Raw genomic sequence first — 23,897 nt, forward strand, 5'->3', positions numbered from 1 at the left:
ACAAAACTAACCAGCGTTACCTGTCTTTCAAAATCAGGCAGAGATTTGCCCGGAGAAATAGCGTTTCAGCCAGGAATTTGAAGCCGGTACTTTCCATCGGGTCATCCATTGGGCTTTTGTGGATACCTGATTGTCAAATATGGTGGTTTCCGGTAAGATCACCTCACTTGTTACCGCCTGTTTGATTCCCGCAACCGGCACGCTCTGAATGTGGTTATGCTCGTCCAGATAGGTAAGCGAACGGTCAAAAAAATCGATCCCAAGGTTATGACCTATCTCCTGAAGCCAATGGGACGATTTGTCGATGGAGCAACCACTGGGTAGTTCATCCCTTTCATCTACGGCAATGACAACAAAACGGTGCTCAAACAACTTTACCGAAGCCGTCAGCGGTGCCCCGTGTGCTTCCCATAAGTCTACGGCCGACCTTAATGTTTCTGTAATAATGCCAGCCTCCTGTTCGGTGATGTTTCTGTTGGCCTGATAGATCCAGATTCTGGCGTTCAGGTCAATCTCATTAAATGGTATGAACATGGTGATTAATGTCTTCTGAATAAGTATTGCGTTACGTTTCAAACACCCGGATGGTGGCCAAAGTTCTTTTCTTTTAAAGATTACCGGCCTGGGCTAAGAGCTCAGCGAGGTCATAAACTTTAAGGGTATCTTCCTTTTCTTTGTTCTTAACACCGTCCGTCATCATGACCATGCAAAAGGGGCAGGCCACTGCAATGGTAGAAGCGCCTGTTTCGATGGCCTCTTCAATACGTTCGATATTGATATCCTTTGTACCTTTTTCGGGTTCTTTAAACATTTGCCCGCCTCCCGCTCCGCAGCATAGGCCTTTCGTACGGCAACGTTTCATTTCGACTAACTCGGCATCCAGCGCTTCCAATACCTTACGGGGCGCCTCATAGACATTATTAGCGCGTCCGAGATAACAGGAATCATGGAAGGTGATTTTTTTTCCTTTAAAATTTCCGCCGCCTTCCAGCCCCACCCGTCCTTCGTTGATCAGCTGTTGCAGGAATTCGGAATGGTGTAATACTTCATAGTTTCCGCCTAACGCAGGATATTCGTTTTTTAAGGTATTGAAACAGTGAGGACATGCGGTTACAATTTTTTTTATACCATACATATCCAGGACCTGTATGTTAGAAATGGCGAGCATTTGAAACGTGAACTCATTTCCGGCTCTGCGGGCAGGATCTCCGGTACAGCTTTCTTCGGTACCAAGTACGGCAAATTTTACAGCGGCTTTGTTCAGAATTTTAGCGAAAGCCACGGTAACTTTTTTGTACCGGTCGTCGAAGGAACCGGCACAGCCAACCCAGAACAATACCTCCGGGGTTTCGTTAGCCGCCGCCATTTCGGCCATTGTGGGTACCTTATATTCGAGCTCGGCCATATTAAAAGATTATTTGTTTGAGAGGAAGTTGTCAGAGTTTTTCGGCCCAGTTAAATCTATCGGCAGGCGAAAACTTCCAGGGGGCTTGGTTAGTATCCAGATTTTGGAACATCATATTCCAAGAACCTGGAGCTTGTGCTTCATCCATAATTTTATAACGCCTGAGCTGAAGGATAATATCGAGGGGATTGATGAGAACGGGACATTCCTGCACACAGGCATTACACGTAGTGCAGGCGAGAATTTCTTCTTCAAGGATATAGTCGCCCAGTAATGCTTTACCATCGTCCACAAACTTGCCGGTATTTTGCTGCATATTCCTGCCAACCTCTTCGAGGCGATCCCGAGTGTCCATCATGATTTTACGCGGGGATAGTTTTTTGCCTGTCAGATTTGCCGGGCAAACAGAAGTACATCTGCCGCATTCGGTACATGAATAAGCGTCCATCAGGTTTTTCCAGGTCAGATCGGCAACATCTTTTGCCCCGAACCGCTCAGGAACCGCCGTTTCGGATGGTCCCACAGAGTCAACACCTAACATACTTTTAACCTCTGCTGTGATCTCCGGCATATTACGCATTTCCCCTTTTGCCGATAGCTGTGAAAAATAAGTGTTTGGGAAAGCCAGCACGATGTGCAGATGCTTGGAATAAGTGACATATATGGCAAAGGCAAAAATTCCTGTGATATGTAACCACCAGGCAGCACGTTCATAGAGAATGAGACTACCTTCGCTCCAATGGGCAAATAAGGGTTTAAGATAGCGGCTGAAAAAAAAGTCCTGAGTTTGGGTATAATGTGCATTTCCCAGGTCCTGAAGTACCGAATCTGCGGCATTCATGGTCAGGATTGCAATCATCAGCACGATTTCGAGCACTAAAATGATGGTCGCATCCATTTCCGGCCAACCCAGCATTTCTCGGTGCCTGGAAGGCTGCAGGCGTTCGGTCCTGAGGATCCGTCTCCGGATCAGAAAGATGGAGCACGCCAGTAAAACACCTAAGGCAAGAAATTCGAAAAAACCAATAAGGATAGGATAAAGCCCCCCCAAAGCAGAAGCGAAAAGCCGGTGTTTTCCCAGGGCCCCATCCAGTACGATTTCCAAAATCTCGACATTAATGAGTATAAAACCCATATACACTGCAAAGTGAAGGATACCTATTACGGGCCTGTCAAACATTTTCTTCTGCCCCAAGGCCACCCGGGCCATTATTCCCATGCGCCTTCCTGGCTGATCAGTACGTAATTCAGGTTTGCCAAGTTGAATGGTCATCCTGATGACAGCAGCCCTGCGGTACACTAGCCAGCCCGTAAGACCCAGTAAAATGATAAAAAGAAGCTGCTGGAATATGGCCATCTCAGTTTTACATCAATAAAAGCTTACAATGGTATGCTTGCATAACAATTACAAATATGGCAAAAATGCATGTAGCCTCCGAATATGTTATTAAAAAAATGTTTCAAAATAATATAACCTATTGATAATCAAAAATGAATCGGGCATTGTGAGTAAACTCAGATTAATTTTTAAAATTAATTTCTAAAATTATTTGTAAAGCAAAAACAGACTTCTACCTTTGCAGTCCCAAAGGGAACCAATTGAGCCTGGTGATGTAGCTCAGTCGGTAGAGCAAAGGACTGAAAATCCTTGTGTCGGCGGTTCGATTCCGTCCATCACCACCTGAAAATCAAGCCGTTACGATGAAAATTCGTAGCGGCTTTTTTCTTTGGTACAACATAGGTACAACAATCTATACCGTTTCATAGGGATCAAATCAAAAACTTGTGGAGGGGATAGGATTTATCTAGGTTTGTGTTTTTAATCAAACCAGTTCGTTTTGGAGAGTTTCTTACCCATTATTCAGTTTCTATTACCTGAGTTCATCCTCGAAAATTTTGAGTTAACTTCTATCGACCGGCAGGATGGTGTCTTCCACGTGCATATTGATGAGAAAAATGCGGACGAGACTGATCCAGAAAGAAGGAACCTGCTCTCCAAAGGCTTCTTCCCGACGATTACTGTCCAGGATTTCCCGATTCGGGGCCATAAAGTCTTTCTTCACATTAAACGCCGCAGATGGCTTAATAGCAAAACAGGAAAAGTAGTGTACAGAGATTGGGCAGAAGTAGGCAAAGGAACGCGAATGACTAGTGAATTCGCGGCTTTTTTAAAAGATATCAGTAGATATCAACCCGAATAGCGCCTGGGCGATTGGACGGTTCTATGGGGTTAACGGCAAAAGCTTATTACGTCAATACCGCGATTTTCAAAGTGGGTTTAAAAATTGGGACCAACGGGGCCATGCTAAAAAGTGGCTGCTCTTTCCTCAAAATCTAGGATCCCACCTATCAATCGACGAGACCAGTCTTTCTCACGGCGAACTCTACACCATTCTTACAAACAAAGCAGCCAGAGGCGGTAAAGGCAGTATAGTGGCCATTGTGGCTGGCACCAAAGCAGAAGCGGTCATTGAGGTCATCCGCAAAATTCCGGAATCACTTCGCAAGAAAGTGACTGAAATAACCTTAGACATGGCCAGTAGCATGACTATGATCGCCAAGCGTTGTTTCCCGCGGGCAGTGCGCGTCACTGACCGCTTCCATGTACAAAGATTGGCAGTCGAAGCCCTTCAAGAAATCCGCATTAAACACCGATGGGATGCGTTGGACAAGGAAAACGATGCCATTGAGCAGGCAAAGGTTTCTCAGACAGAGTATCAACCAGAAATATTAGGTAACGGTGATACCGTCAAACAACTACTGGCTCGCAGTAGATACGCACTTTACAAAAAGCCCAGTACCTGGACTGATAGCCAACGAGAAAGAGCACAACTTCTCTTCGAACGCTTCCCAGACCTTAAAAAGGCATACGAGCTGGCGCTAGAGCTAAGTAACATCTTCACAAACACATCTGAAAAGATATACGGGTTGACAAGGCTTGCCAAGTGGCACGAAAAGGTCAGGCAATCCGGATTTAAAGCATTCAATACAGTAGCCCGCTCGATTGAAAGCCATTACAAGACCATTGTCAATTATTTTGATAACCGTAGCACCAATGCGTCTGCCGAATCCTTCAACGCAAAAATTAAAGCATTTAGGGCTCAGTTCCGAGGAGTCAGAAACGTCGAATTCTTTCTTTACCGCCTCACTCAGTTATATGCTTAATCCAAGGTGCTCCACAACATTTGGTCTTGATCCTTTCATAGCCGAACTAAATCAGATCCAGATCTTCTAGAAATCAACTGAGGATATTATAAGTTTCAATTCTAAAACTTAGTTTGAATCAACATATTGAGATATCTGCTTTATTCCGATCTAGTTTAAAAGGGCTCGCTAAATTTTCGAGTAACACTTTACTAAGCATTTATGGCTCATAACTGGATACAAATACATCAATGCTTTAAGCCAAGGGCACTTTTTTATTCAAAAAACCGTTCTCACCTAGTAGATGTTTCAAATTAATTTTGTTAATTATGCCCTCACAACCAGAAGGATGATGAAACATAATTACTTACTACATGGATGGTAATGAAGGAAGTGGGTGGCAACCTTATTATCAGTTTGCAGTTCATATAATAGTCGCCTCGCTGATTTTTGTATTGATTGCATTAGCAGCAGTGGGATTGGGTTATTTTGTACACTATTTGGAAGAGAAAAAAACTTCAGCATTTATTATCTATACCCTGACATTTGTTGAGTATTTGATTTTTATTATTGACGTGTTTTTATATCTCCTACAAATAATTGAGCATTCGTTGAAAACTGGCAAAAAGCTTTGGAAACAAATTATTTCATAAAAATAACTAAAAATGCTGCCTTGGAGACAGCATTGGGGTATTTCTATCCATTGATTTTGGTAGGTAGGTGGGTGAGAAGCGTTGTCAAATATCTACAATCATATTTGTTTGACATTCTCCGACCTTTAAAGCGTCAAAAGGAAAAAGAGTTATCAGCCATGATTAAGGAGGTGATACTTAACGTAAATACACCTAAGAGAGTTCTTCCTCAAATGAACCTCGAAGATTTCACAGGTTCCTCTGAGGACCGGAATGATAATTCTCCAAATATACAGGATACCGGTTTTACTCGAAAGAGACTCCAAAGGAACGCAACTAGGGTGACAGAGCGTAGACAAGATGAAATTGTTGAATTGATTAAGCAGTGTCAAAGAGGGATGAAGCCAGCTCAGTACGAAATTTGCATGAAGTATGTGGTTGAATTGATGCCTGTTGCTCAAAGAATCGTAAATAGTAAAACAGATGCAGAGACTGTAGTTCAAAAGGCCTTTGTCAACGCTTTTGCGCATATCGACCGGTTCCAAGGGCAGAGCCCAGTAGATTTCTGGCTTAAACAATTTGTCATAGGTCAATCTATTAAACTTCTACTCCCTAAGGGATTATCAGGTTACAGATGGGAAAAGGTCGAATACTTGTCAGGCAATGCTGTAGAATATGATGAACGAGCGTTCAGCTTAGATTATTTGAGGCGCGACAAAGAAAAAGTAGGTCACGCTCTACAGGCGCTTCCCGAAATGTATAGGGTTATTTTAGTACTCTATGTGTTTGAGGGTTATAGTGACGAAGAAATTGGCCAGTTGCTAAATGATAGTGAAGAACATGTGAGGTATCACCGGCATAATGCCCGAGAGCGTTTGGCAACGCTACTTCGATGAACAGTCCTATTTCCTATAAGGCATATATATACAAAAAATGTCTGATAGAATTTGATTAATTTAATAATAGTTGTATCGATGCTGTTTATTATTTAAGCGCTCCTTCATTAAATTGTTGAAAGTGGGAGTGTAATCTGAACTCTGTCTGGCTATTTAAGTTGATTCAAATTTAATTTTTCTTTTCGATTTCAAATGCTTTTTTGCTTGTTATTGGGTTTGTCAAGGGCGGCGGAGGCACGGATCGGACCGCCGATGCGGCCGTTCATTTACCCTTGATAAATTCAATAACCGGCTATTTTTGCTTTTTATATTGAGAGATAAAATTAAAGGTCCATTCGCATTCTGTCACCAAATTTGATATGTAATTGTTGTGCAGTAAGTGCCCAGTTTTGCAAAGGCGACGTCCACTTCCGACTTATATTTTCGACAGCCAGGTAGATCAATTTAAGTAAAGCCATGTCGTTGGGAAAAGCGCCCTTCGTTTTTGTTATTTTACGAACTTGTCGGTGAAAGCCTTCGACGGCGTTGGTTGTATAAATAAGTCTTCTAATTTGCTCATCATAAGCGAAATAAGTTGACAGTTTATGCCAGTTATTCTGCCAGGATTTAATTACAACCGGATATTTCACGCCCCATTTATCGTTGAGTTTATCAAGCTCTAACTCGGCTTTATCCTTCGTAGGTGCTTGGTAGACCGTTTTCAAGTCTTGCATGAAAATTTTTTGATCCTTGGAAGCTACATATTTCAGTGAGTTCCGAATCTGATGAATGATGCAACTCTGAATCTCGGCGTCAGGGAATGATGCCAAAATTGCTTCCGAAAAACCGGTAAGATTGTCCGTGCAGGCTATCAGAATATCCTTTACGCCTCTGGATTTTAAGTCGGTAAGCACGGATAACCAAAAATTAGCACCCTCACTTTCAGAGACGTACATCCCGATCAAGTCTTTGTAGCCGTGACGATTTATACCAAGAACGTTGTAAACAGCCCGTGTTACGACACGCCCACCGTCTCTGACCTTGTAATGCATGGCATCTAACCAGATAATAGTATAAAGGCTTTCCAGGGGCCTGTTTTGCCATTCCTTAACCTGTGGGATTACGCGCTCGGTAATTTCGGAGAGTGTTGCATGAGATATTTCAACATCATACATCTGCTGGATGTGGTCGGATATATCTCGAAAACTCATTCCTTTGCTGTATAAGCCAATAATTTGAGGAGCAAGGTTGTCAGCCAAGACGGTCTCGCGTTTCTTGACAATTTGCGGTGAAAAAGTAGCCTTTCTATCTTCTGGTGTAGTTAATATAATTTCACCAGACATGGTTTTTAACCGTTTGCTACCTTTGCCATTTCGCTTATTGCCAGATTCTCGCTCTTGATCACTGAGATGGGTATTCATTTCCGACTCAAGAGCACTTTCTAAAAATTGTTGAAGTAAGGGAGCGAAAACTCCATCCTTTCCAGTCAATGATTGTCCTTTCATCAACTGTTCGAGCGCCTTGTCGCGCATCTGTTCGAATTCTGTCTTTTCCATGTTCTGTTTAAAAGTTAAAACTTTTAGACAGAGTTCATTTTACAGTCTCGCGTTCTTTACTGAATATAATCTTGTTACCCGATGTTGTTTTTATTCCTCTGAAGTAAAATGCAATTGTTTTACTATAATAGACCAAATCCAACACACCGTCGTCGTCAAAGTCAGTCACAGATCTGTTATAATTTTCGTAAGCTTGTTGTGCAAATTGACAGACTTGAACTCTTTTTAACATAGTTGCAGATGTACTCTTACTTGTAACGTTAAAGTGAACAAATACAGTCGCATCACCCATAGCTATTATGTCTTTATTACCATCTTTATTAATATCTCCATAAAATAGATCATATTTATCGTAAACTGGTCCCTCCTTGAAACTTTCAAATTCGGAAGACAACGGTATTACGATTTGAGAAAAGGCCAGAGAGGATATAAATGTCAAGCAGACTACAACTAAAATCAGGCATAAATTTTTCATGATAATGAGAGGCTTTGTTTGAAGAAAGGTAATTAATTTTAAGTTATTGCAATACAATTATTTAATAATATTATTAACAGACAATCAAACGTCTAAAATCACTTCATTGAAAAGCGAATTGAACAGGCTTTCAGGTATCGACAATGTCACATTTTTTGATACCCCGCCTGCGTCTGATGCAATCGGCCGCAGCAATGTCCAATTCGATACCCGTCCCGAACACGAGCAATTCATGATTTCCATCAAAGCCGTGGATAATCAATATGTACCTATGTTTAAAATACCCTTGCTAGCTGGCCGCAACCTAAATCCGTCCGACACGATACGCGAGTACCTGCTCAACGAAACAGCTATTAAAGCACTGGGCTTAAAGACAATAGATGACGCCATCGGCAAAGCAGCAACCATCAACGGCCGGCGGGGAACCGTTGTCGGCGTGGTAAAAGACTTCCACTTCCGGTCTCTGCGCACGGCCATCGAACCCCTTGGTATGACCACCCGTGGCGAGGCTTACGGCAGTTGCGGGCTAAAAATCAATCTATCCGACATGTCATCGACCATTGCCCGACTGGAAACCGAGTGGACGAAAATTTACCCGTCATATATTTTCACCTACCGGTTTATGGACGAAGACGTCGAGCGGCTCTACAAACTGGATAACGTGCTACTGCGCCTTATTCAGGCATTTGCTGTGGTGGCCATCTTCGTTGGATGTCTTGGATTATACGGTCTGGTTTCCTTCATGGCTACTCAAAAGACCAAGGAAATAGGTGTTCGCAAAGTGCTGGGCGCGAAAACGTCAGATGTCCTGTGGTTGTTCGGGAAAGAATTTTTACAACTGTTGCTAATCGCATTCCTGCTAGCTGCACCACTCGGATGGTGGTTTACAAATAGCTGGCTCAACGACTTTGCATACCATATCGAGCCCGGGGTGGGGATTTTCGTACTGGCCATCATAATTACTGTGCTCGTGACGTTTTTTACAGTCGGCTTCCGCAGCGTCAAAGCTTCGTTGGCAAACCCGATCAAAACGCTGCGGTCCGAATAGCAGGCATAAGAAGTTTGTGCTCAGTAAGAGAATACCTCGTAGTTTATCCCTTTGGATATTAATTTAAGGAGGGGCGTATTAATCGCTGACAACATTTGAATAAAGAAAAGCACTGTTCATGCATCATTTTCCGAGGTTCGTAAAACAATGAAAATACGACCGCCTGAAAGGGCGTTATTTCGTTCTCTTGTCGGTTACGGCATCCACTTTTCACGAGAGCTCCAAAATGAGTATTTCCAATCTCTAATGGTTCGAACAAGATTAGACAACTTTTCAAACAAAACCCAAGAGACCCAAACCTACCTTTCCTATGCAAGTCATCTGCCTCGAAGACACAGCCTTTTACGAACTGGTCGAACAAGTAGTCGCACGGTTGACAGAAACTAATAAGCAGCATGCAGAAAAATGGGTGGCACAGGATGAAGCGATGTCCCTTCTCAATATTAAATCCAGAACGACCTTACAGAAACTGAGGGATGAAGGTCAGCTACGGTTTTCCCAGCCTCAAAAGAAGATTATTCTTTATGATAGAGAGTCTATTGAGCAATATCTAAACAAACACGCCCGCAATACATTCTAGTTATGGACACAGAAAACGAAAAACCAGACCCTGAGTATATCCGTAAGTTCAACCAAGGTTACATTCTGGCCAAGTATATGCCAGGACTATCTGAACGGATTTCGAAATCAAAAAGTCAGACTCCGAATTTACAGGCTATGCAGGACGGCAGAAAGCAATTCCTTTCGGAGGAAGCAATCAGCAAGGCCCCGTCCTGGCTCAAACCTGATCCGCAAAAGCTGAACAAAAATCTTCTGGGCAAGACAAAAGGCCGTCAAATTGATCCTGAACGATAGTTTTCCAGCTATTCCATTCCTGGCTCTTTTCCTTTTCCGGTTTTAGCAGGTGGTGTGGGTGTACCCTTGCGTTCGTTATCAAGCAGTGTCCGCATAAAATCCTGAGAATGTTGCAGGTCTTTTTCCTTGCCCTTTATCTGGTCTAACTGCTCCTTGGTTTTTCCCTTGAACGGATTGGGGTGCAGTGTCTCCCGGGTCGCATCACGAATTTGAGTGGCTGTATCTTTATCCAGGTCCCAGCTTTTGATACCCTGTTCCATCCTCTTAGTCAGATCTGTCTCTAACTCTGTCTTTAGCCCTTCAAGGCTCCTGCGATCTTCACGGTTGACCCATGCTTCCCTGGCTTTGGCAAATCCTGCCGGATTAAATTCCAGCCGGTGAGAGGTTTGTCTGATATCCTCGGTGGGGATGTTTTTAATGCGCTCATCAATCATCCGGGACTGCCGGGCTGTTTCGTCAGCCATATTCTTGAAATAATCAAAGCCTTCCGGGAAAAGCTGCTCCAAATCTTCTTTGTTTTCGTGATCCTTTGCCATTTGATACAATATTTAGTTGACAACATATTTGAATTATGGTAGTATTCTCAAGTAGTTAACTATCAGGAGACGGACTATGGATTATCATCATCAGCCCGCTGAAAGCACTCGTGATTCACATCCTAATACACAGCCGTATCACACAGTCCCTTGTAAAACCATTTCATGGGAGGACCTGCACAGGTCCGCCACTGTGCTCACCGAATTTTCTCATGAGGCAAAACAGGAAATCGAATATTACCTGGGTTATTTGCCCGATGAAAGCATCACCATTCGTTTTGAGCTTTTTCTGAGAAGCCTGATCCAACAGAAAAATGCCGGGTTTTTGCCGTATGAACAGTACAGCAAACTGGCCGAGCAACATGTCCGCCTGATCCGAAACGAAGATGTCCGCTGTAACCTGGCGGATGATTACGACCTGGAGCTTTACCAGACCTACTTCCGCGAGTATCTGCCTTACGGAGCTTTGGCAAGACAACGTTTGATTGATATGATGGGTTACGCACCTGAGCTTAAACATTCGCTTCTTGCTGAATTGTACCTTCGTAAAATACTCGCCAATGAGCTCATCCGGCTTCCATTGGAAATGACTCCGGTAGATTACAAAGCAATCACCCTGATCAGGTACCGGCAGATCTTGCTTTCGCGTGGTAAAGATGCTGCCGACAACTGGCCGGTGCTGAATTGTGAGCAGGATAGCGAGCTCAGCGAATGATACGGTCCGTTCATTTTCGGGACCTTATCACTGGCAACCGCTCAAGCAGTTCCTTATGTTTCCCTATTGGTAAAAGTACCTCATGCTGCCGGAGAAAAATCCGGTCAGATTCTACCCGATCAACATACTTCAGGTTGATACAAACAGAACGTCCGGCCCGGTAGAAGTTATCACCTAAATACAACAACACATTCCCAAACGGTATAGATAAAAGCATTGCCTGATGAACGCTCCCTGGCATAATACGGGCGAACTCCTCGTCGGTTAAAACCAGCTCACTATATCCACCACTGGCGTTAATAAGCACGATCTGCCCGGTGTTAACCCGGACATATCCGCCTTTACCATCCCAGACAAATACATCTTCCGGCGGTGTTTTGCCGGTCGGGATTTTCTCTTGATAAAAATTATCCATCGCAAGATCGATCTGCCTGGCCAATTCCAGTGGCCGAAAGGGCTTGTGCAGAAAAGCAGTAGGGCGGGTCTTGCGGGCACGTTGATAGGTTTCTATTTCCGTATTAGCCGTCAGATAAATCAAAGGAATCCATCTGATATCCCTTAGCTGTTCAGAAAGTGTAATACCATCGATCTGACCTTTTAGTCTGATGTCAACAAGGGCCAGATCTGGCCGCTCCTGTATCATAACCCTGATCGCTGTTTCATAATCGCCCGCTTTACTGCAGACACCGTATCCGGCTGCTATCAGCGCCTCTTCAATGGCCCATGCCGTCAACTCATCGTCTTCGACAATCAAAATCCGTAATGCATTGCTTGAATTCATGAGAGGGTATTTATTTAAAATGGAAGGTTTCTTTGACAATATTATGGTTCAAATACCAGGGTAAAATGGTTCCCTGTCTTATCGGCAGATAATTCAGCTTTCAGTCGTCCCGCCAAAACAGTGATCAATTGAAGGCCAAAGCCTTTTTTCACGGACTCATAGCTGAACCCCGGCCCGTTATCTTTCATTTCAAAGACAATGCTTTTGCCCTGCTGCACACATGAGATCATTAAACTGGGATCTTGCTGATTTGGGAGCGCATATTTGCAGGCATTGGTCATCATCTCGTTAAGGATAAGACCGAACGATGCCGCTTTATCCGCATGCAGCCATATTTTCTCCACCAGATAGTTTGGACGGAATGACTCCATTCCAAAGATCTTAAATACGCTGGCAGCAAGCCGGGGAATGTACTCCTCCAAATCAACCTGGACGGGCTGGCTGCCATCATAAAGCCGTTGATGGACCAATGATACCGCATGAATACGCAGTAAACTTTCTTCCAGTACCTGCTTACCTACACTGTCCTGCATGCGGTTGGATTGCAATGAGAGCAGGCTGGTAATCTGTTGAAGATTATTTTTTACCCGGTGGTTTTGTTCAGCTACCAATAGCTGGTTCTGATCACTGGTGCGGCGGTACTTGCGGTAGAGCCAGTAAAATACCCCGCCAAAACCTATCGCAGAAAGGCTCAATATCATGGCGAGCCGCGTCAGCCATTTTTGGGATTTCAGGTTTTCTGCCTGAAGTGCAAGTTCCTTCTTTTGGGAAGCAAGCATTGCTGCCTTTTTTTCTGTTTCATATTCGACCGAAAGACGCGATATCGCACCCTCCCGATCCTCATTCAAGGTCTGTATCATTACATTAAGATAGTCCTTGTAATAAGCCAATGCTTGCTTATGATCTGACATTTGCTCATAAAGAACTGCCGTGGCCTTCAGTAAACGGGTCCTCGGCTCAAAATCATTGAACCGAGAAGTATCCACGACGTATTGAGCCTGCTCTAACCATTTTTTTGCAAGTATTGGCTTGCTTGCATCAAGGTACGCCTCTGCTAGTCTGATACGGGTAATGATAACTACGAACGTCATTCTCTCTTTAGAAAAGATTTCATCCGCTTTTTTTAGATTGGAAATAAACCTGATGCGGTCTGCCTCAGTCACAAGAGGTCCATATATAGAATAAACATTGGCGATATCGACTGGATTTCCCAGAGCTAACGCCAATTCCAACGCCTGATCATAATAGTAAAAAGCACTATCGGCATCCCACTTGTTTTTCCCTTTCGTCTCATATTGAAGTGCAAAGGTGGAAAATTCGGTGAAACTGACCACCCCAATTCGGTTTAAACTGACCACCTGTTCCGGGCGAAATTGACCACCCCATTTCGGATCAAACTGACCACCTGATTCCGGAGTAAACTGACCACCTGAGAGATTAGAAAATGCTGTAGAATCAACCATATTTTTGGCACGAACCAATCGTGTAAAAGGTATGGCCAATTCGACAATCAGCATGAGCAAAATAAGACAGATTTTACGGATGTACAGCCAGGGCCGCAGCAAGCTCTGGATAGCGGAACAGACAGGTGTTTCCCGCAATACCGCTAAGAAGTACATGACCACTTTTGATGCGAGCGGACTTACCTTTGAACAGATCAACAGCCTGAATGATAAAGAGCTGGATGACTTTTTCGGAACGGTTAAACAGCAGCCACCGCAAGACAGATTGTTGAATCTGCAACGTTGTTTTCCGCAAATAGACAAAGAATTAAAACGGACAGGTGTTACCCGTCATATGCTTTGGGAAGCCTATAAAAAGGAATTTCCGGAAGGATTTGCTTATACCCAGTTTTGCTTTCATCTGACCAAATGGAAGGCCCGCGTTAACCCTGTGATGCATCAGGACCATAAGGCCGGCGATAAGCTGTACATCGATTTTGCAGGTGTTAAATTAAGTATTGTAGATAAAGAGACTGGTGAATTAACTGAGGTTGAAGTGTTTGTGGCTATCCTGGGAGCGAGTCAACTCACTTACGTGGAAGCAGTCAGTAGCCAGCAAAAAGAAGATCTGATCGCAGCTTGCGAGAATGCACTTCATTATATCGGTGGTGTGCCGGCAGCAATTGTTCCGGATAACCTTAAAGCTGCTGTTATAAAAAGCAATAAATACGAACCTACGCTGAACGAGGCCTTTGCCGATTTTGCTGATCATTATGGGACTACGATATTACCTGCACGCGCTTACCGGCCAAGAGATAAGGCGTTGGTGGAAGGTGCTGTCAAAATCGTTTACAGCCGTATTTATGCGCCTTTAAGAAAGCAGGTTTACAACTCACTGACAGAGTTAAACGCAGCTATATTGATTGCTCTCGAGGCTCATAATAACCAACTGCTTCGGGGCCGTAATTACAGTCGCAGACTCCAGTTTGAAGAAATTGAGCGCAGTGCTCTGGCCCCGCTTCCGATCCTGCATTATGAGTTCAAAAAACAGCTACATGCCACTGTAATGAAGAACGGACATGTCTGCCTGAGCGTTGACAAGCACTATTATAGTGTCCCATACCGGTTTATCGGCAAGAAAGTCAAGTTGTTGTATTCCAATTCTGTGGTTGAAGCATATTATCATTACGAACGTATCGCCCTTCATAAAAGGCTTAAAAGTCCCTATAATTATTCTACCGATAAAGAACATCTGGCCAGTACACACCGCTTCGTAACAGACTGGACACCAGATCGATTCTTGGAGTGGGCTTCCTCGATCCATGAAGATGTCAGGTTGTATATTCTTAAAATCCTGGATCGCAAACAGCATCCCGAACAGGCCTACCGCTCCTGTATTGGTATCCTCTCTTTTGCGAAGAAAGCTGGTGAACAACGCCTGATCAGCGCGTGCCAAAGGGCTTTAAGCTATGGTATCTACAACTATAAAACAATCCAGACTATACTGGAAAAAAATATGGATCAATATGAAGACAGCCTGTTTGCAGACGAATTACCCATGCCCAAACACGATAATATCAGAGGCGAAGACTATTATCAATAATCCTTTAAACAATTAATAAAAATGAACACAAACACTTTGGAAAAGTTACGCAAGCTAAAATTTTACGGCATGTTCCATGCCTTTAAAAGTAGCCTGGAAAGTGGAAAGACTAATGATTACACGGCGGATGAGCTTTTAGCTCATCTAGTTGACGCTGAATGGGATGACAGAAATAACCGTCGGGTCGAACGCCAGATCTTGTACGCACGGTTCCGCTATAAGGCCATGGTCGAAAATATCCACTATCATGCTGATAGAAGTATTGACCGTAATCAGATCATGCGCCTAGCAGAATGCTCCTTTATTGGCCGAAATGAAAACCTACTGATCACAGGCAGTACCGGAATCGGTAAAAGCTATGTAGCATCTGCGATTGGTCATCAGGCATGTATACTTGGCTACCGCGTAATGTATGCCAGTACTCCCAAATTGTTTGCCAAACTCAAAATGGCCAAGGCGGATGGATCCTATATCAAAGAAATTACAAAAATAGAACGGCAACAACTTCTTATCCTGGACGACTTTGGTATCCAGCCGTTCGATGCCCAGAGCCGGGCAGCACTGATGGAAATCATAGAAGACAGGCACGGAAAAACATCCCTGATAATTACTTCTCAGTTGCCTGTTAGCAAATGGCATGAAGTAATAGGAGAAAAAACCATTGCTGATGCCATTTTAGATCGTATAGTACATGATGCACACCGGGTTGAATTAAAGGGGGAATCAATGAGAAGAAAACGAAAAACGGAGCTCGAAACCAGCTACGAATAATTATAACTTTTATTTACTAATTTTGAATCGCTTCTACTAGCATTTTCTACTACCGGCCGCCAGTTAATTAGGTGGTCAATTTGCCACGGAATCAGGTGGTCAACTTCTCCGAAATACCCACTGTATACTCCGTCTTCAACAAAAAAATCAGCGGCAAATCGAACGAGCATATTCTTTAAAATGTCACGAAATTCTCTATAAGCTTTATTTTCTCTAAAGCCCTCTCTTCCGGCTTTTTCAGATAACTCAGAATTTTTAATTAAGTCAATTTCGACCGCACCAAACATTTGTCTATGTGAAAAGTAATATCGGTTAGCTTTAAAGGTTCTTCTCTTTTCTATTTCCAGCCAGTCATAATCAGTGTCCCCATAAGGTAAAATTCTTATTCCACTTTTATAAATATATAATCCACCAAGTCTATTTGTCTTGTTCGAAAGGAGATTATACTCTTCGGTAGGAATTGTCGAAGTTTGTGATTTTCCCTGGATGTAGGCAATATTTATTTTGAAGGGACCGCATTGAGTTTTTTTTCCCTTGCTGCCAGCCCACGGGATTTTGTATTCTCTTGCGCCTTCTTGATAAACTGAAACCTCACCATCAAATTGACCATATTCATTAAATTGGCCACTAAAATGATGATCAGCATTTCTGAACTCAGTAGGAGAAAAGAAACCTCTTTCATCAATGATATCTATCACATCATCTATCCTTTTGTGATCTCTAAAAGCTGTCTGAATAACTGGCTTTTCATGATCGGGAGTCATTACATTGGAAAACCCTAGTAATGCCTTTTCGAGAGAAGACGCTCTGGTAAATGTGCTCGAATCAATATCTGATTCTAAGATTTCATTGGCAGGCCGAATTAAGAAATGCGTTCCGTGTCCATCGCCTCCCAAGCTCATATCTGGCACGTATGAGTCTATTTCGTCCGCGCTGAGCCGCATTTGATCGAACTCTAGTTTAAACCGAGTAATTTCTTCATCGTCGAGGTATCTTAATTTGTCGATATTCTTAGCAAAGGAGTCAACCATCTCAGAAATATCGCTGTAAGAAGGTAAATGACCATCCTTGAAGGTTCTGATAGGAATTTCTATTTCATTTAAATCGATCCCAGGTAACTCAAATAGGCGCCAATGTATGTATGCTACGACTAAATCCGAGAGGGCTTCTCCTCGCTTTGCCCGAGTGAGAATCAAAACCTGAGATCCAATAGCTGCAATAGCCAGTCGACCGATGCCTTTTTCACCTAAGATTGGCCTAATAGCCTTGTCAGCTGCGTGAGGTGGCGCGCTAATCCCCCGCCGATTGACCATTTTACTTTCTGTTCCAATTGTCAACCAGCGATTTTCGAAGTCATGATAGGTCATGCCCAAGCCGTCATCTCTAAGCACAAAAAGTCCATCGGACCTATAATAATCCACCTCAACCTTGTCTGCATAAGCATCATGTGCATTTTTGAACAATTCGCTGATGGCTGATGGAATCCCAGCAATTTGCTGTCGTCCAAGCATATCAATTGCTCTAGCACGTGCTTTGAAATTAGCCATTTGACTTTTTAAATTAATTTGATCGCCTAATTCATCTTGGCGATATTAGCCTTGATAGCCGTCAATCCAGGCAATTATTCTGCGGATTCCAGTACACTTCTTATTTGTAATGCTTGGACACGGATAAACTCAGGAGGTAAAGCATTTCCTATCATTAGCGCGACTCCAGTCTTGCCTCGATCCAATGAAAATTTATAATCAATTGGGAATGATTGTAGCAGGCCCGCTTCTCGTAACGTTATTGCCCTGTCTTCCTCGGGATGAATAAATCGTCCCTTAGATGGATTATTGCAGCCACTAGTCATTGTTGGCGATACGTCGTCCCATTTCATTCTGCCATAGACATCCCGAAACATTGCTCGGTGGCTCCCATCTTTAACATGGCAGGCGCATTGTTGTTCAATTGGTAAATCAAATCGGCTTCCTCCATCCTTTGGAACAGACTTAATCCTTGCAATCATAGATGCCGTCCTGTGGTCTATAAGATCGTGTAATGAATCTCCTGATTCTCCAGGCTTAGGTAGATTGGCCTCCTCAAAGGTTTGACGCACCGTTTTCTTATAGTTAGTGGGCTTGGCAAAATTCACCTTCCCAATCCTTGTCGTCATCAGTATCATCCTCCGTCTTCTTTGCGGAACGCCGAAGTCGGCAACATTCAGTATTTTAACTACATCTTCTCGATTATTATGATATCCAAGTTCACCTAATTCAGCGAGAATTTTCGTAAGTCTTTTGTCTTTAAAGAGGCCAGGGACATTTTCTAGCATTACGGCTCTAGGTTGTAATTCCCTAACGAGGCGCATGAATTCAAAAACAAGATCATTTTTTTGTTGCCTTTCCTCGTCGGCAATACGAGACCCATTCAATGTTGTTAGGGTTGAAAATCCTTGACATGGAGGGCACCCTGCTAACAAATCGAGTTCCCCAATCTCCAAATCTAGTGCCTTGCGAATTTCGTTTCCAGAAACATCGCCTATATCCATCGCCCAAACCTTTACATTAGGATGATTTTCTAAATAGGTCTTCACGGCAACTGGCTCAATTTCAACTGCACCAATTACTTGATAACCAGCATTCTTTAATCCAAGAGTTAGTCCGCCACAGCCACTAAATAAGTCTATAGCTTTCATAAGAGGGCAATGAAACGTTAATCAAAAACAACGCAAAGTCGAAAAGATGGGATCAAGACCAAATGTTGTGGAGCACCTTGGATTAAGCATATAACTGAGTGAGGCGGTAAAGAAAGAATTCGACGTTTCTGACTCCTCGGAACTGAGCCCTAAATGCTTTAATTTTTGCGTTGAAGGATTCGGCAGACGCATTGGTGCTACGGTTATCAAAATAATTGACAATGGTCTTGTAATGGCTTTCAATCGAGCGGGCTACTGTATTGAATGCTTTAAATCCGGATTGCCTGACCTTTTCGTGCCACTTGGCAAGCCTTGTCAACCCGTATATCTTTTCAGATGTGTTTGTGAAGATGTTACTTAGCTCTAGCGCCAGCTCGTATGCCTTTTTAAGGTCTGGGAAGCGTTCGAAGAGAAGTTGTGCTCTTTCTCGTTGGCTATCAGTCCAGGTACTGGGCTTTTTGTAAAGTGCGTATCTACTGCGAGCCAGTAGTTGTTTGACGGTATCACCGTTACCTAATATTTCTGGTTGATACTCTGTCTGAGAAACCTTTGCCTGCTCAATGGCATCGTTTTCCTTGTCCAACGCATCCCATCGGTGTTTAATGCGGATTTCTTGAAGGGCTTCGACTGCCAATCTTTGTACATGGAAGCGGTCAGTGACGCGCACTGCCCGCGGGAAACAACGCTTGGCGATCATAGTCATGCTACTGGCCATGTCTAAGGTTATTTCAGTCACTTTCTTGCGAAGTGATTCCGGAATTTTGCGGATGACCTCAATGACCGCTTCTGCTTTGGTGCCAGCCACAATGGCCACTATACTGCCTTTACCGCCTCTGGCTGCTTTGTTTGTAAGAATGGTGTAGAGTTCGCCGTGAGAAAGACTGGTCTCGTCGATTGATAGGTGGGATCCTAGATTTTGAGGAAAGAGCAGCCACTTTTTAGCATGGCCCCGTTGGTCCCAATTTTTAAACCCACTTTGAAAATCGCGGTATTGACGTAATAAGCTTTTGCCGTTAACCCCATAGAACCGTCCAATCGCCCAGGCGCTATTCGGGTTGATATCTACTGATATCTTTTAAAAAAGCCGCGAATTCACTAGTCATTCGCGTTCCTTTGCCTACTTCTGCCCAATCTCTGTACACTACTTTTCCTGTTTTGCTATTAAGCCATCTGCGGCGTTTAATGTGAAGAAAGACTTTATGGCCCCGAATCGGGAAATCCTGGACAGTAATCGTCGGGAAGAAGCCTTTGGAGAGCAGGTTCCTTCTTTCTGGATCAGTCTCGTCCGCATTTTTCTCATCAATATGCACGTGGAAGACACCATCCTGCCGGTCGATAGAAGTTAACTCAAAATTTTCGAGGATGAACTCAGGTAATAGAAACTGAATAATGGGTAAGAAACTCTCCAAAACGAACTGGTTTGATTAAAAACACAAACCTAGATAAATCCTATCCCCTCCACAAGTTTTTGATTTGATCCAAAAGATGTCAAATTAAAAAATTAAAAAACGATATCCAAAAGATTTCGGATTCGGTCAATCATTCGCCCCCAAAGTCTTGTGCAAATCTTGTGCAAATAAAAAAGCACCTACAAGTTTTATCTCGTAAGTGCTTGATTTTGAAGTGGGAGTTGAGGGATTCGAACCCCCGACCCTCTGCTTGTAAGGCAGATGCTCTGAACCAACTGAGCTAAACTCCCTTTTTTTGTGTCCCCATTCGCGTCGTTTGGGAGTGCAAATATTGAGGAGTATTTTCTTAAATCCAACTTTTTTGTTGAAAAAAATCACTTTTTTTTCAACCGATTGATAATCAGAAACATTTATTCGAAATTTAAATATAAGGTAACGGTATGGGTTGTCAACCGCTTGATTCCGGAAGTAGTGGAGTTGGCAGATGGCTGAAGTACGTTGGAAAGTCCATGAGAAAATCTTAATTCCGGCGCAAATTTGAAAAACTCAAAGAATTGTTCGTATCCGATACCATAGTCTACCGTAAAGTCAGAGGTTTTCGTATCCAGCGTGCCGGAGCCCGCACCGCGGTTACGCTTTACATTGGTTTCAATGGACATGGTAATGCCGGCTATCATGTACATTCGGGAATTAACACGGCGGTTGGATTTGTATTTCAGCAAAAGGGGAATTTCGACCCAGGTCGATTCCCTTTTTTGGATTTTTTCGGTACCCCCAGGGTAACTGAATTTCATCTGCCTCTCGTAAAGTGAAACAGAAGGAGTCGTTCTTAGGTCAAAATGATCAGTCAGATAGGCGTTAATGGTGAAACCCATCCGGAAAGCTGTTGTGGTAGGAGACTCAATTAAATAGGATGTATCCCTTGTCAGGAAATCATCGCTGTGGCTGAAATTATACCGGGTGAAAGGGATTGCGAATAATATACCATAATGTAGTGGCTTGTCGTCGTAATATTCAAGATGCTTGCGCCGATAGCCCAGGCCTTGGCTGGTTGCAGTGTACGAGGAGGCCAAAAGTAGAATCAGAAAGCCTGTTATGACTACTTTTGACCAATGTAAATGGAACAGACCCCGAAGGTTAATGATATGCATTTGGTATTTTTGAATCCTGCTTTTTTATAAATTCCAAGAAAAGCTTCGCCATCAGGGAAGGCCTGAACTGATTCAGGCAGATATGTGTAAGCGGAGCTGTCCTTTGAGACGGTATTTCCTATAATTGGTAATATAAATTTGAAATAAAAATTGTATAACTGTTTAAAGGGGAAGCTTTTGGGTTTTGAGAACTCTACAACAATACATGTTCCTCCAGGCTTCATCACCCGGTTCATTTCTGAAAGCCCGGAAAGCAGATTCTGAAAGTTTCTTACTCCAAACGAAACGATAACCGCGTCAAAATAATTGTCCGTAAAATTCAAACTTTCGGAATCGCCGCTTTGTAAGCTGATGATGTTCTCCTTTTTTAAGCGGGCAATTTTTTCGCGACCAACCGCCAGCATACCTTCCGAGATGTCCACCCCGATAATTTTTTCAGGATTCAATGACAAGGCTTCTATAGCGAAGTCACCGGTTCCGGTGGCAATGTCCAGGATTACTTTTGGTTGTTGTTTTTTCAGCAGTCTGATTGCCCTCTTTCGCCAGTAGATATCCACTCCACCACTCAAAACATGGTTTAACAGGTCGTATTTAGGCGAAATATTGTCAAACATTTCTGCCACCTGCTCTCTTTTACTGCCATCTTTATCTTTATATGGAATCACACTCATACGTCAAAATCAATATAGAATAGGATGCAAAGCTAATGGTTATTTGGCTTGTGTTTAATGTCACAACAGTGAAAATATACCTTGCTGATCTATTTTCACACCAAAATTGTTTGCATTCGTGCTGAGATTTTTATATTTGTTATGAAATCCGAATCTGCAAAAGAAAATTCCATTCGTTAAGAGGCCAAAGTTCTTTATATCTAGCATTGAAGAGAAGGGATACCATCACAACCGTTAGCAGAAAATGATTAAGCATCTATACCATATCATCTTTGGCGTTTTATCACTTTATGCTTTCGTAGCACAAGGGCAGGGGCGGATAGGTACCCAGCGCTCCAGTACCAATACCGGGCTTGGTCCCAACAGGGAGTTGTCGCCTTATTCTGTTTCTGTAAGGGGCGGGCTCACCCAGTTTTTTGGTGAGATGAGTAATCAGGATATGAAAGGCATGATTGGCGTCAGCCTTGGACGCGCCTATACCAAACGGTTCTCCATGAATCTGGATTATACTGCCGGGAAGCTTGGGGGGCAGAAGGTGGATTTCTTCAACTCGTATTTTGTAAGTGAGTACAATACACTGGAACTTCTGGCCAAATGGAATCTGACGGAACAATTCAGCAGATACGAGCCGGGTAAATTTAATATCAGTGTCTACGGTGGTTTGGGGATGATGTTTTTTAGTTCCAATGCCTATGACCTCACCACGGATAAGCTTGTAAGGTTTTCAAACAGTGAAGTGAGTGGTAGAAATCCCCTTTTTCTTCGGTGGGGTAACCCAAGAGGGAAGTTGGGAGTTAAAAAGACTCAGGAAAGGGTGATCCCGCTTGGAACTTCGCTTGATTACAGGCTTAGTCCACAATGGAAAGTAGGCTTGGATTATCGTTTTTATCTGGTGAGAAGTGATAAATTAGATGCCACATCAGGAAGAAGGCTTGTAAATCCTGAGGAGGGTAACTCATACAGCGATACGCCCAATGATAAATTCAGCTTTTTAAGTATTTCCCTTACCTACAGGTTCACCAGGGCTACAAGAGATACGGATAAGGACGGCATACCTGACGACCGTGACCGATGTCCTGATGTTGCCGGTATTGCCAGGTATTTTGGATGTCCAGATACGGATGGCGATGGTATTCCTGACTATGTGGATCGCTGCCCTAACGAGGCAGGTTCGGCAAAAACACGAGGCTGCCCTGATAGTGACGGGGATGGTTTTGTGGATCGGCTGGATAATTGTCCAAACATTGCAGGAACCATTCAGGGGTGTCCTGATTCTGACGGCGACGGTGTATTGGACGAACTCGATGCCTGTCCGGATGTGAAAGGTGAAGCCAGGTTCGCGGGTTGTCCTGATTCTGACGGCGACGGTATTTCTGACAAGCTGGATCGCTGCCCGGACCAGCCGGGAACTTATGCCAACAAGGGTTGTCCTGATCGTGATGGTGACGGAGTGAATGATGCAGAAGACCGATGTATAGACGTGCCGGGAGATCAGTCCAATTTTGGATGCCCGCTTGTAAGCCCCGTTCAGCGCCAGGATCTACAGGCTCAGATTGATCAGCTGCTTGCAAGTCCTGTAAGATTTGCAACCGGTACTGATGTAATAGAGGAAGGTTCTTATCAGAAATTGACAGATATAGCCATGCTTCTGATAAGAAATCCGAATACCGACATATCCATTGAAGGACATACGGATGATATCGGAGATGAAAAAGCTAATCAGATACTCTCTGAAAGGCGCGCGGAAGCTGTGAAGACCTATCTGAGAGAAAGGGGTATATCTTCGGCCAGGATGCTTACAGTGGGTTATGGTGAAAGCAGGCCTGTGGACGCGAGCAAGACGGCTGCCGCCAGATTTAGAAACCGGAGAGTAATGATCCGGGTGGAAGAACAATAGGTGTTTAATTGTAAAACCGGCTTTGAATCAGATTAAATACAGGTTATATCCGACGCTGTTAAATTATTTCGATAGATTTGAGAAAGGATATCTGAATGAAACCCTTTTGCTGGACAGGATCAACCGGGTGGTCATACCTTCAACTGAGGCGCAGCAAAAGGGAGCTAATTTTGAAGAAGCCGTTATTAAGGGTGTGAATGAAGATGCTTTTGATGGAGATATTCTCCGGAAAGTATGAGCGCTCCTGCCCAGGC

The 23,897-nt window shown here is 43.4% G+C and carries 26 protein-coding genes and 2 tRNA genes; 13 read left to right on the top strand and 15 right to left on the bottom strand.

Annotated features, from left to right (window positions below; genetic code table 11):
- Positions 1–33: 33 nt before the first annotated feature.
- The 3 genes from KOE27_RS24635 to KOE27_RS24645 all read right to left on the bottom strand — a co-directional run bounded on the left by KOE27_RS24635 (position 34) and on the right by KOE27_RS24645 (position 2,762).
- Positions 34–534, bottom strand: a complete 501-nt coding sequence (locus tag KOE27_RS24635; protein ID WP_215241366.1) for a hypothetical protein — start codon at positions 532–534, stop codon at positions 34–36.
- Positions 535–607: 73 nt separating this feature from the next.
- A complete protein-coding gene (locus tag KOE27_RS24640; RefSeq protein WP_215241367.1) occupies positions 608–1,405 on the bottom strand; it encodes a (Fe-S)-binding protein in 798 nt (265 codons plus the stop codon).
- A gap of 31 nt (positions 1,406–1,436) precedes the next feature.
- On the bottom strand, positions 1,437–2,762 hold the full coding sequence (locus tag KOE27_RS24645) for a (Fe-S)-binding protein (protein ID WP_215241368.1): 1,326 nt from the start codon (positions 2,760–2,762) through the stop codon (positions 1,437–1,439).
- Between the two features lie 250 nt (positions 2,763–3,012).
- Here KOE27_RS24645 and KOE27_RS24650 point away from each other — a divergent pair.
- The 5 genes from KOE27_RS24650 (at position 3,013) to KOE27_RS24670 (ending at position 6,077) form a co-directional block, all read left to right on the top strand.
- Positions 3,013–3,085, top strand: a tRNA-Phe gene (locus tag KOE27_RS24650).
- Between the two features lie 158 nt (positions 3,086–3,243).
- Positions 3,244–3,606 carry an ISAon1 family transposase N-terminal region protein gene (locus KOE27_RS24655; protein ID WP_215237885.1) on the top strand — a complete coding sequence of 121 codons (363 nt, stop codon included), beginning with the start codon at positions 3,244–3,246 and terminating at the stop codon, positions 3,604–3,606.
- A 10-nt stretch (positions 3,607–3,616) separates the two neighbouring features.
- Positions 3,617–4,570 (top strand): ISAon1 family transposase, encoded by a 954-nt coding sequence (locus tag KOE27_RS24660; protein WP_215241697.1) that lies wholly within the window; start codon positions 3,617–3,619, stop codon positions 4,568–4,570.
- A 353-nt stretch (positions 4,571–4,923) separates the two neighbouring features.
- Positions 4,924–5,202: a hypothetical protein gene (locus tag KOE27_RS24665; protein ID WP_215241369.1), complete on the top strand. Its 279-nt coding sequence runs from the start codon at positions 4,924–4,926 to the stop codon at positions 5,200–5,202.
- On the top strand, positions 5,181–6,077 hold the full coding sequence (locus KOE27_RS24670) for an RNA polymerase sigma factor (RefSeq protein WP_215241370.1): 897 nt from the start codon (positions 5,181–5,183) through the stop codon (positions 6,075–6,077). The genes KOE27_RS24665 and KOE27_RS24670 overlap by 22 nt, the downstream gene beginning before the upstream one ends.
- Positions 6,078–6,400: 323 nt before the next feature.
- On the opposite strand, the gene KOE27_RS24675 is transcribed toward KOE27_RS24670, so the two are convergent.
- Together KOE27_RS24675 and KOE27_RS24680 are read right to left on the bottom strand one after the other, a co-directional pair.
- Positions 6,401–7,612, bottom strand: coding sequence for an IS256 family transposase (locus KOE27_RS24675; RefSeq protein ID WP_215237083.1), 1,212 nt, complete (start codon positions 7,610–7,612; stop codon positions 6,401–6,403).
- Between the two features lie 34 nt (positions 7,613–7,646).
- The gene (locus tag KOE27_RS24680; RefSeq protein WP_215241371.1) at positions 7,647–8,087 is read right to left on the bottom strand and encodes a hypothetical protein; all 441 of its coding nucleotides are present in this window, start codon (positions 8,085–8,087) and stop codon (positions 7,647–7,649) included.
- Positions 8,088–8,193: 106 nt separating this feature from the next.
- On the opposite strand from KOE27_RS24680, the gene KOE27_RS24685 reads away from it, so the two are divergent.
- From KOE27_RS24685 to KOE27_RS24695, 3 genes are all read left to right on the top strand, one after another.
- A complete protein-coding gene (locus tag KOE27_RS24685; RefSeq protein ID WP_229252936.1) occupies positions 8,194–9,135 on the top strand; it encodes an ABC transporter permease in 942 nt (313 codons plus the stop codon).
- 310 nt (positions 9,136–9,445) lie between these two features.
- The gene (locus tag KOE27_RS24690) at positions 9,446–9,715 is read left to right on the top strand and encodes a helix-turn-helix domain-containing protein (protein WP_215241372.1); all 270 of its coding nucleotides are present in this window, start codon (positions 9,446–9,448) and stop codon (positions 9,713–9,715) included.
- A 2-nt stretch (positions 9,716–9,717) separates the two neighbouring features.
- Positions 9,718–9,990, top strand: coding sequence for a hypothetical protein (locus tag KOE27_RS24695; RefSeq protein ID WP_215241373.1), 273 nt, complete (start codon positions 9,718–9,720; stop codon positions 9,988–9,990).
- Positions 9,991–9,998: 8 nt separating this feature from the next.
- Here the strand turns inward: KOE27_RS24695 and KOE27_RS24700 are convergent, their stop codons facing one another.
- Positions 9,999–10,526 carry a hypothetical protein gene (locus KOE27_RS24700; RefSeq protein WP_215241374.1) on the bottom strand — a complete coding sequence of 176 codons (528 nt, stop codon included), beginning with the start codon at positions 10,524–10,526 and terminating at the stop codon, positions 9,999–10,001.
- 76 nt (positions 10,527–10,602) lie between these two features.
- Between KOE27_RS24700 and KOE27_RS24705 the strand changes: the two genes are divergently transcribed.
- Positions 10,603–11,241, top strand: coding sequence for a hypothetical protein (locus tag KOE27_RS24705; RefSeq protein WP_215241375.1), 639 nt, complete (start codon positions 10,603–10,605; stop codon positions 11,239–11,241).
- A gap of 10 nt (positions 11,242–11,251) precedes the next feature.
- Here the strand turns inward: KOE27_RS24705 and KOE27_RS24710 are convergent, their stop codons facing one another.
- Together KOE27_RS24710 and KOE27_RS24715 are read right to left on the bottom strand one after the other, a co-directional pair.
- Positions 11,252–12,022: a response regulator gene (locus KOE27_RS24710; RefSeq protein ID WP_215241376.1), complete on the bottom strand. Its 771-nt coding sequence runs from the start codon at positions 12,020–12,022 to the stop codon at positions 11,252–11,254.
- Positions 12,023–12,063: 41 nt separating this feature from the next.
- Positions 12,064–13,539 carry a sensor histidine kinase gene (locus KOE27_RS24715; RefSeq protein ID WP_215241377.1) on the bottom strand — a complete coding sequence of 492 codons (1,476 nt, stop codon included), beginning with the start codon at positions 13,537–13,539 and terminating at the stop codon, positions 12,064–12,066.
- Between KOE27_RS24715 and istA the strand changes: the two genes are divergently transcribed.
- Positions 13,517–15,067, top strand: a complete 1,551-nt coding sequence (istA, locus tag KOE27_RS24720; protein WP_215236846.1) for an IS21 family transposase — start codon at positions 13,517–13,519, stop codon at positions 15,065–15,067. The genes KOE27_RS24715 and istA overlap by 23 nt on opposite strands.
- Positions 15,068–15,088: 21 nt before the next feature.
- A complete protein-coding gene (gene istB / locus KOE27_RS24725) occupies positions 15,089–15,838 on the top strand; it encodes an IS21-like element helper ATPase IstB (protein ID WP_215236847.1) in 750 nt (249 codons plus the stop codon).
- Here the strand turns inward: istB and KOE27_RS24730 are convergent.
- The 7 genes from KOE27_RS24730 to ubiE all read right to left on the bottom strand — a co-directional run bounded on the left by KOE27_RS24730 (position 15,829) and on the right by ubiE (position 21,746).
- Complete coding sequence (locus KOE27_RS24730) at positions 15,829–17,385, bottom strand: ATP-binding protein (protein ID WP_215241378.1); 1,557 nt, start codon at positions 17,383–17,385, stop codon at positions 15,829–15,831. The genes istB and KOE27_RS24730 overlap by 10 nt on opposite strands.
- Positions 17,386–17,459: 74 nt before the next feature.
- The gene (locus tag KOE27_RS24735) at positions 17,460–18,515 is read right to left on the bottom strand and encodes a DNA cytosine methyltransferase (protein WP_215241379.1); all 1,056 of its coding nucleotides are present in this window, start codon (positions 18,513–18,515) and stop codon (positions 17,460–17,462) included.
- 82 nt (positions 18,516–18,597) lie between these two features.
- Positions 18,598–19,587, bottom strand: coding sequence for an ISAon1 family transposase (locus KOE27_RS24740; protein WP_456305215.1), 990 nt, complete (start codon positions 19,585–19,587; stop codon positions 18,598–18,600).
- Entirely contained in the window at positions 19,562–19,924 is a 363-nt protein-coding gene (locus KOE27_RS24745; RefSeq protein WP_215237885.1) for an ISAon1 family transposase N-terminal region protein, read from the bottom strand. Before KOE27_RS24745 ends, KOE27_RS24740 begins: the two co-directional genes overlap by 26 nt.
- Before the next feature lie 215 nt (positions 19,925–20,139).
- Positions 20,140–20,214: transfer RNA gene (locus tag KOE27_RS24750), tRNA-Val, on the bottom strand.
- Between the two features lie 120 nt (positions 20,215–20,334).
- On the bottom strand, positions 20,335–21,075 hold the full coding sequence (gene porT / locus KOE27_RS24755) for a type IX secretion/gliding motility protein PorT/SprT (RefSeq protein WP_215241380.1): 741 nt from the start codon (positions 21,073–21,075) through the stop codon (positions 20,335–20,337).
- A complete protein-coding gene (gene ubiE / locus KOE27_RS24760) occupies positions 21,024–21,746 on the bottom strand; it encodes a bifunctional demethylmenaquinone methyltransferase/2-methoxy-6-polyprenyl-1,4-benzoquinol methylase UbiE (protein WP_215241381.1) in 723 nt (240 codons plus the stop codon). Before ubiE ends, porT begins: the two co-directional genes overlap by 52 nt.
- 244 nt (positions 21,747–21,990) lie before the next feature.
- Between ubiE and KOE27_RS24765 the strand changes: the two genes are divergently transcribed.
- Positions 21,991–23,643, top strand: coding sequence for an OmpA family protein (locus tag KOE27_RS24765; RefSeq protein WP_215241382.1), 1,653 nt, complete (start codon positions 21,991–21,993; stop codon positions 23,641–23,643).
- Between the two features lie 22 nt (positions 23,644–23,665).
- A complete protein-coding gene (locus KOE27_RS29980; RefSeq protein ID WP_310590072.1) occupies positions 23,666–23,881 on the top strand; it encodes a hypothetical protein in 216 nt (71 codons plus the stop codon).
- Positions 23,882–23,897: the final 16 nt, after the last annotated feature.

The sequence above is a fragment of the Dyadobacter sp. CECT 9275 genome (assembly GCF_907164905.1).
In the GTDB taxonomy this organism is placed as follows: Bacteria; Bacteroidota; Bacteroidia; order Cytophagales; family Spirosomataceae; genus Dyadobacter; species Dyadobacter helix.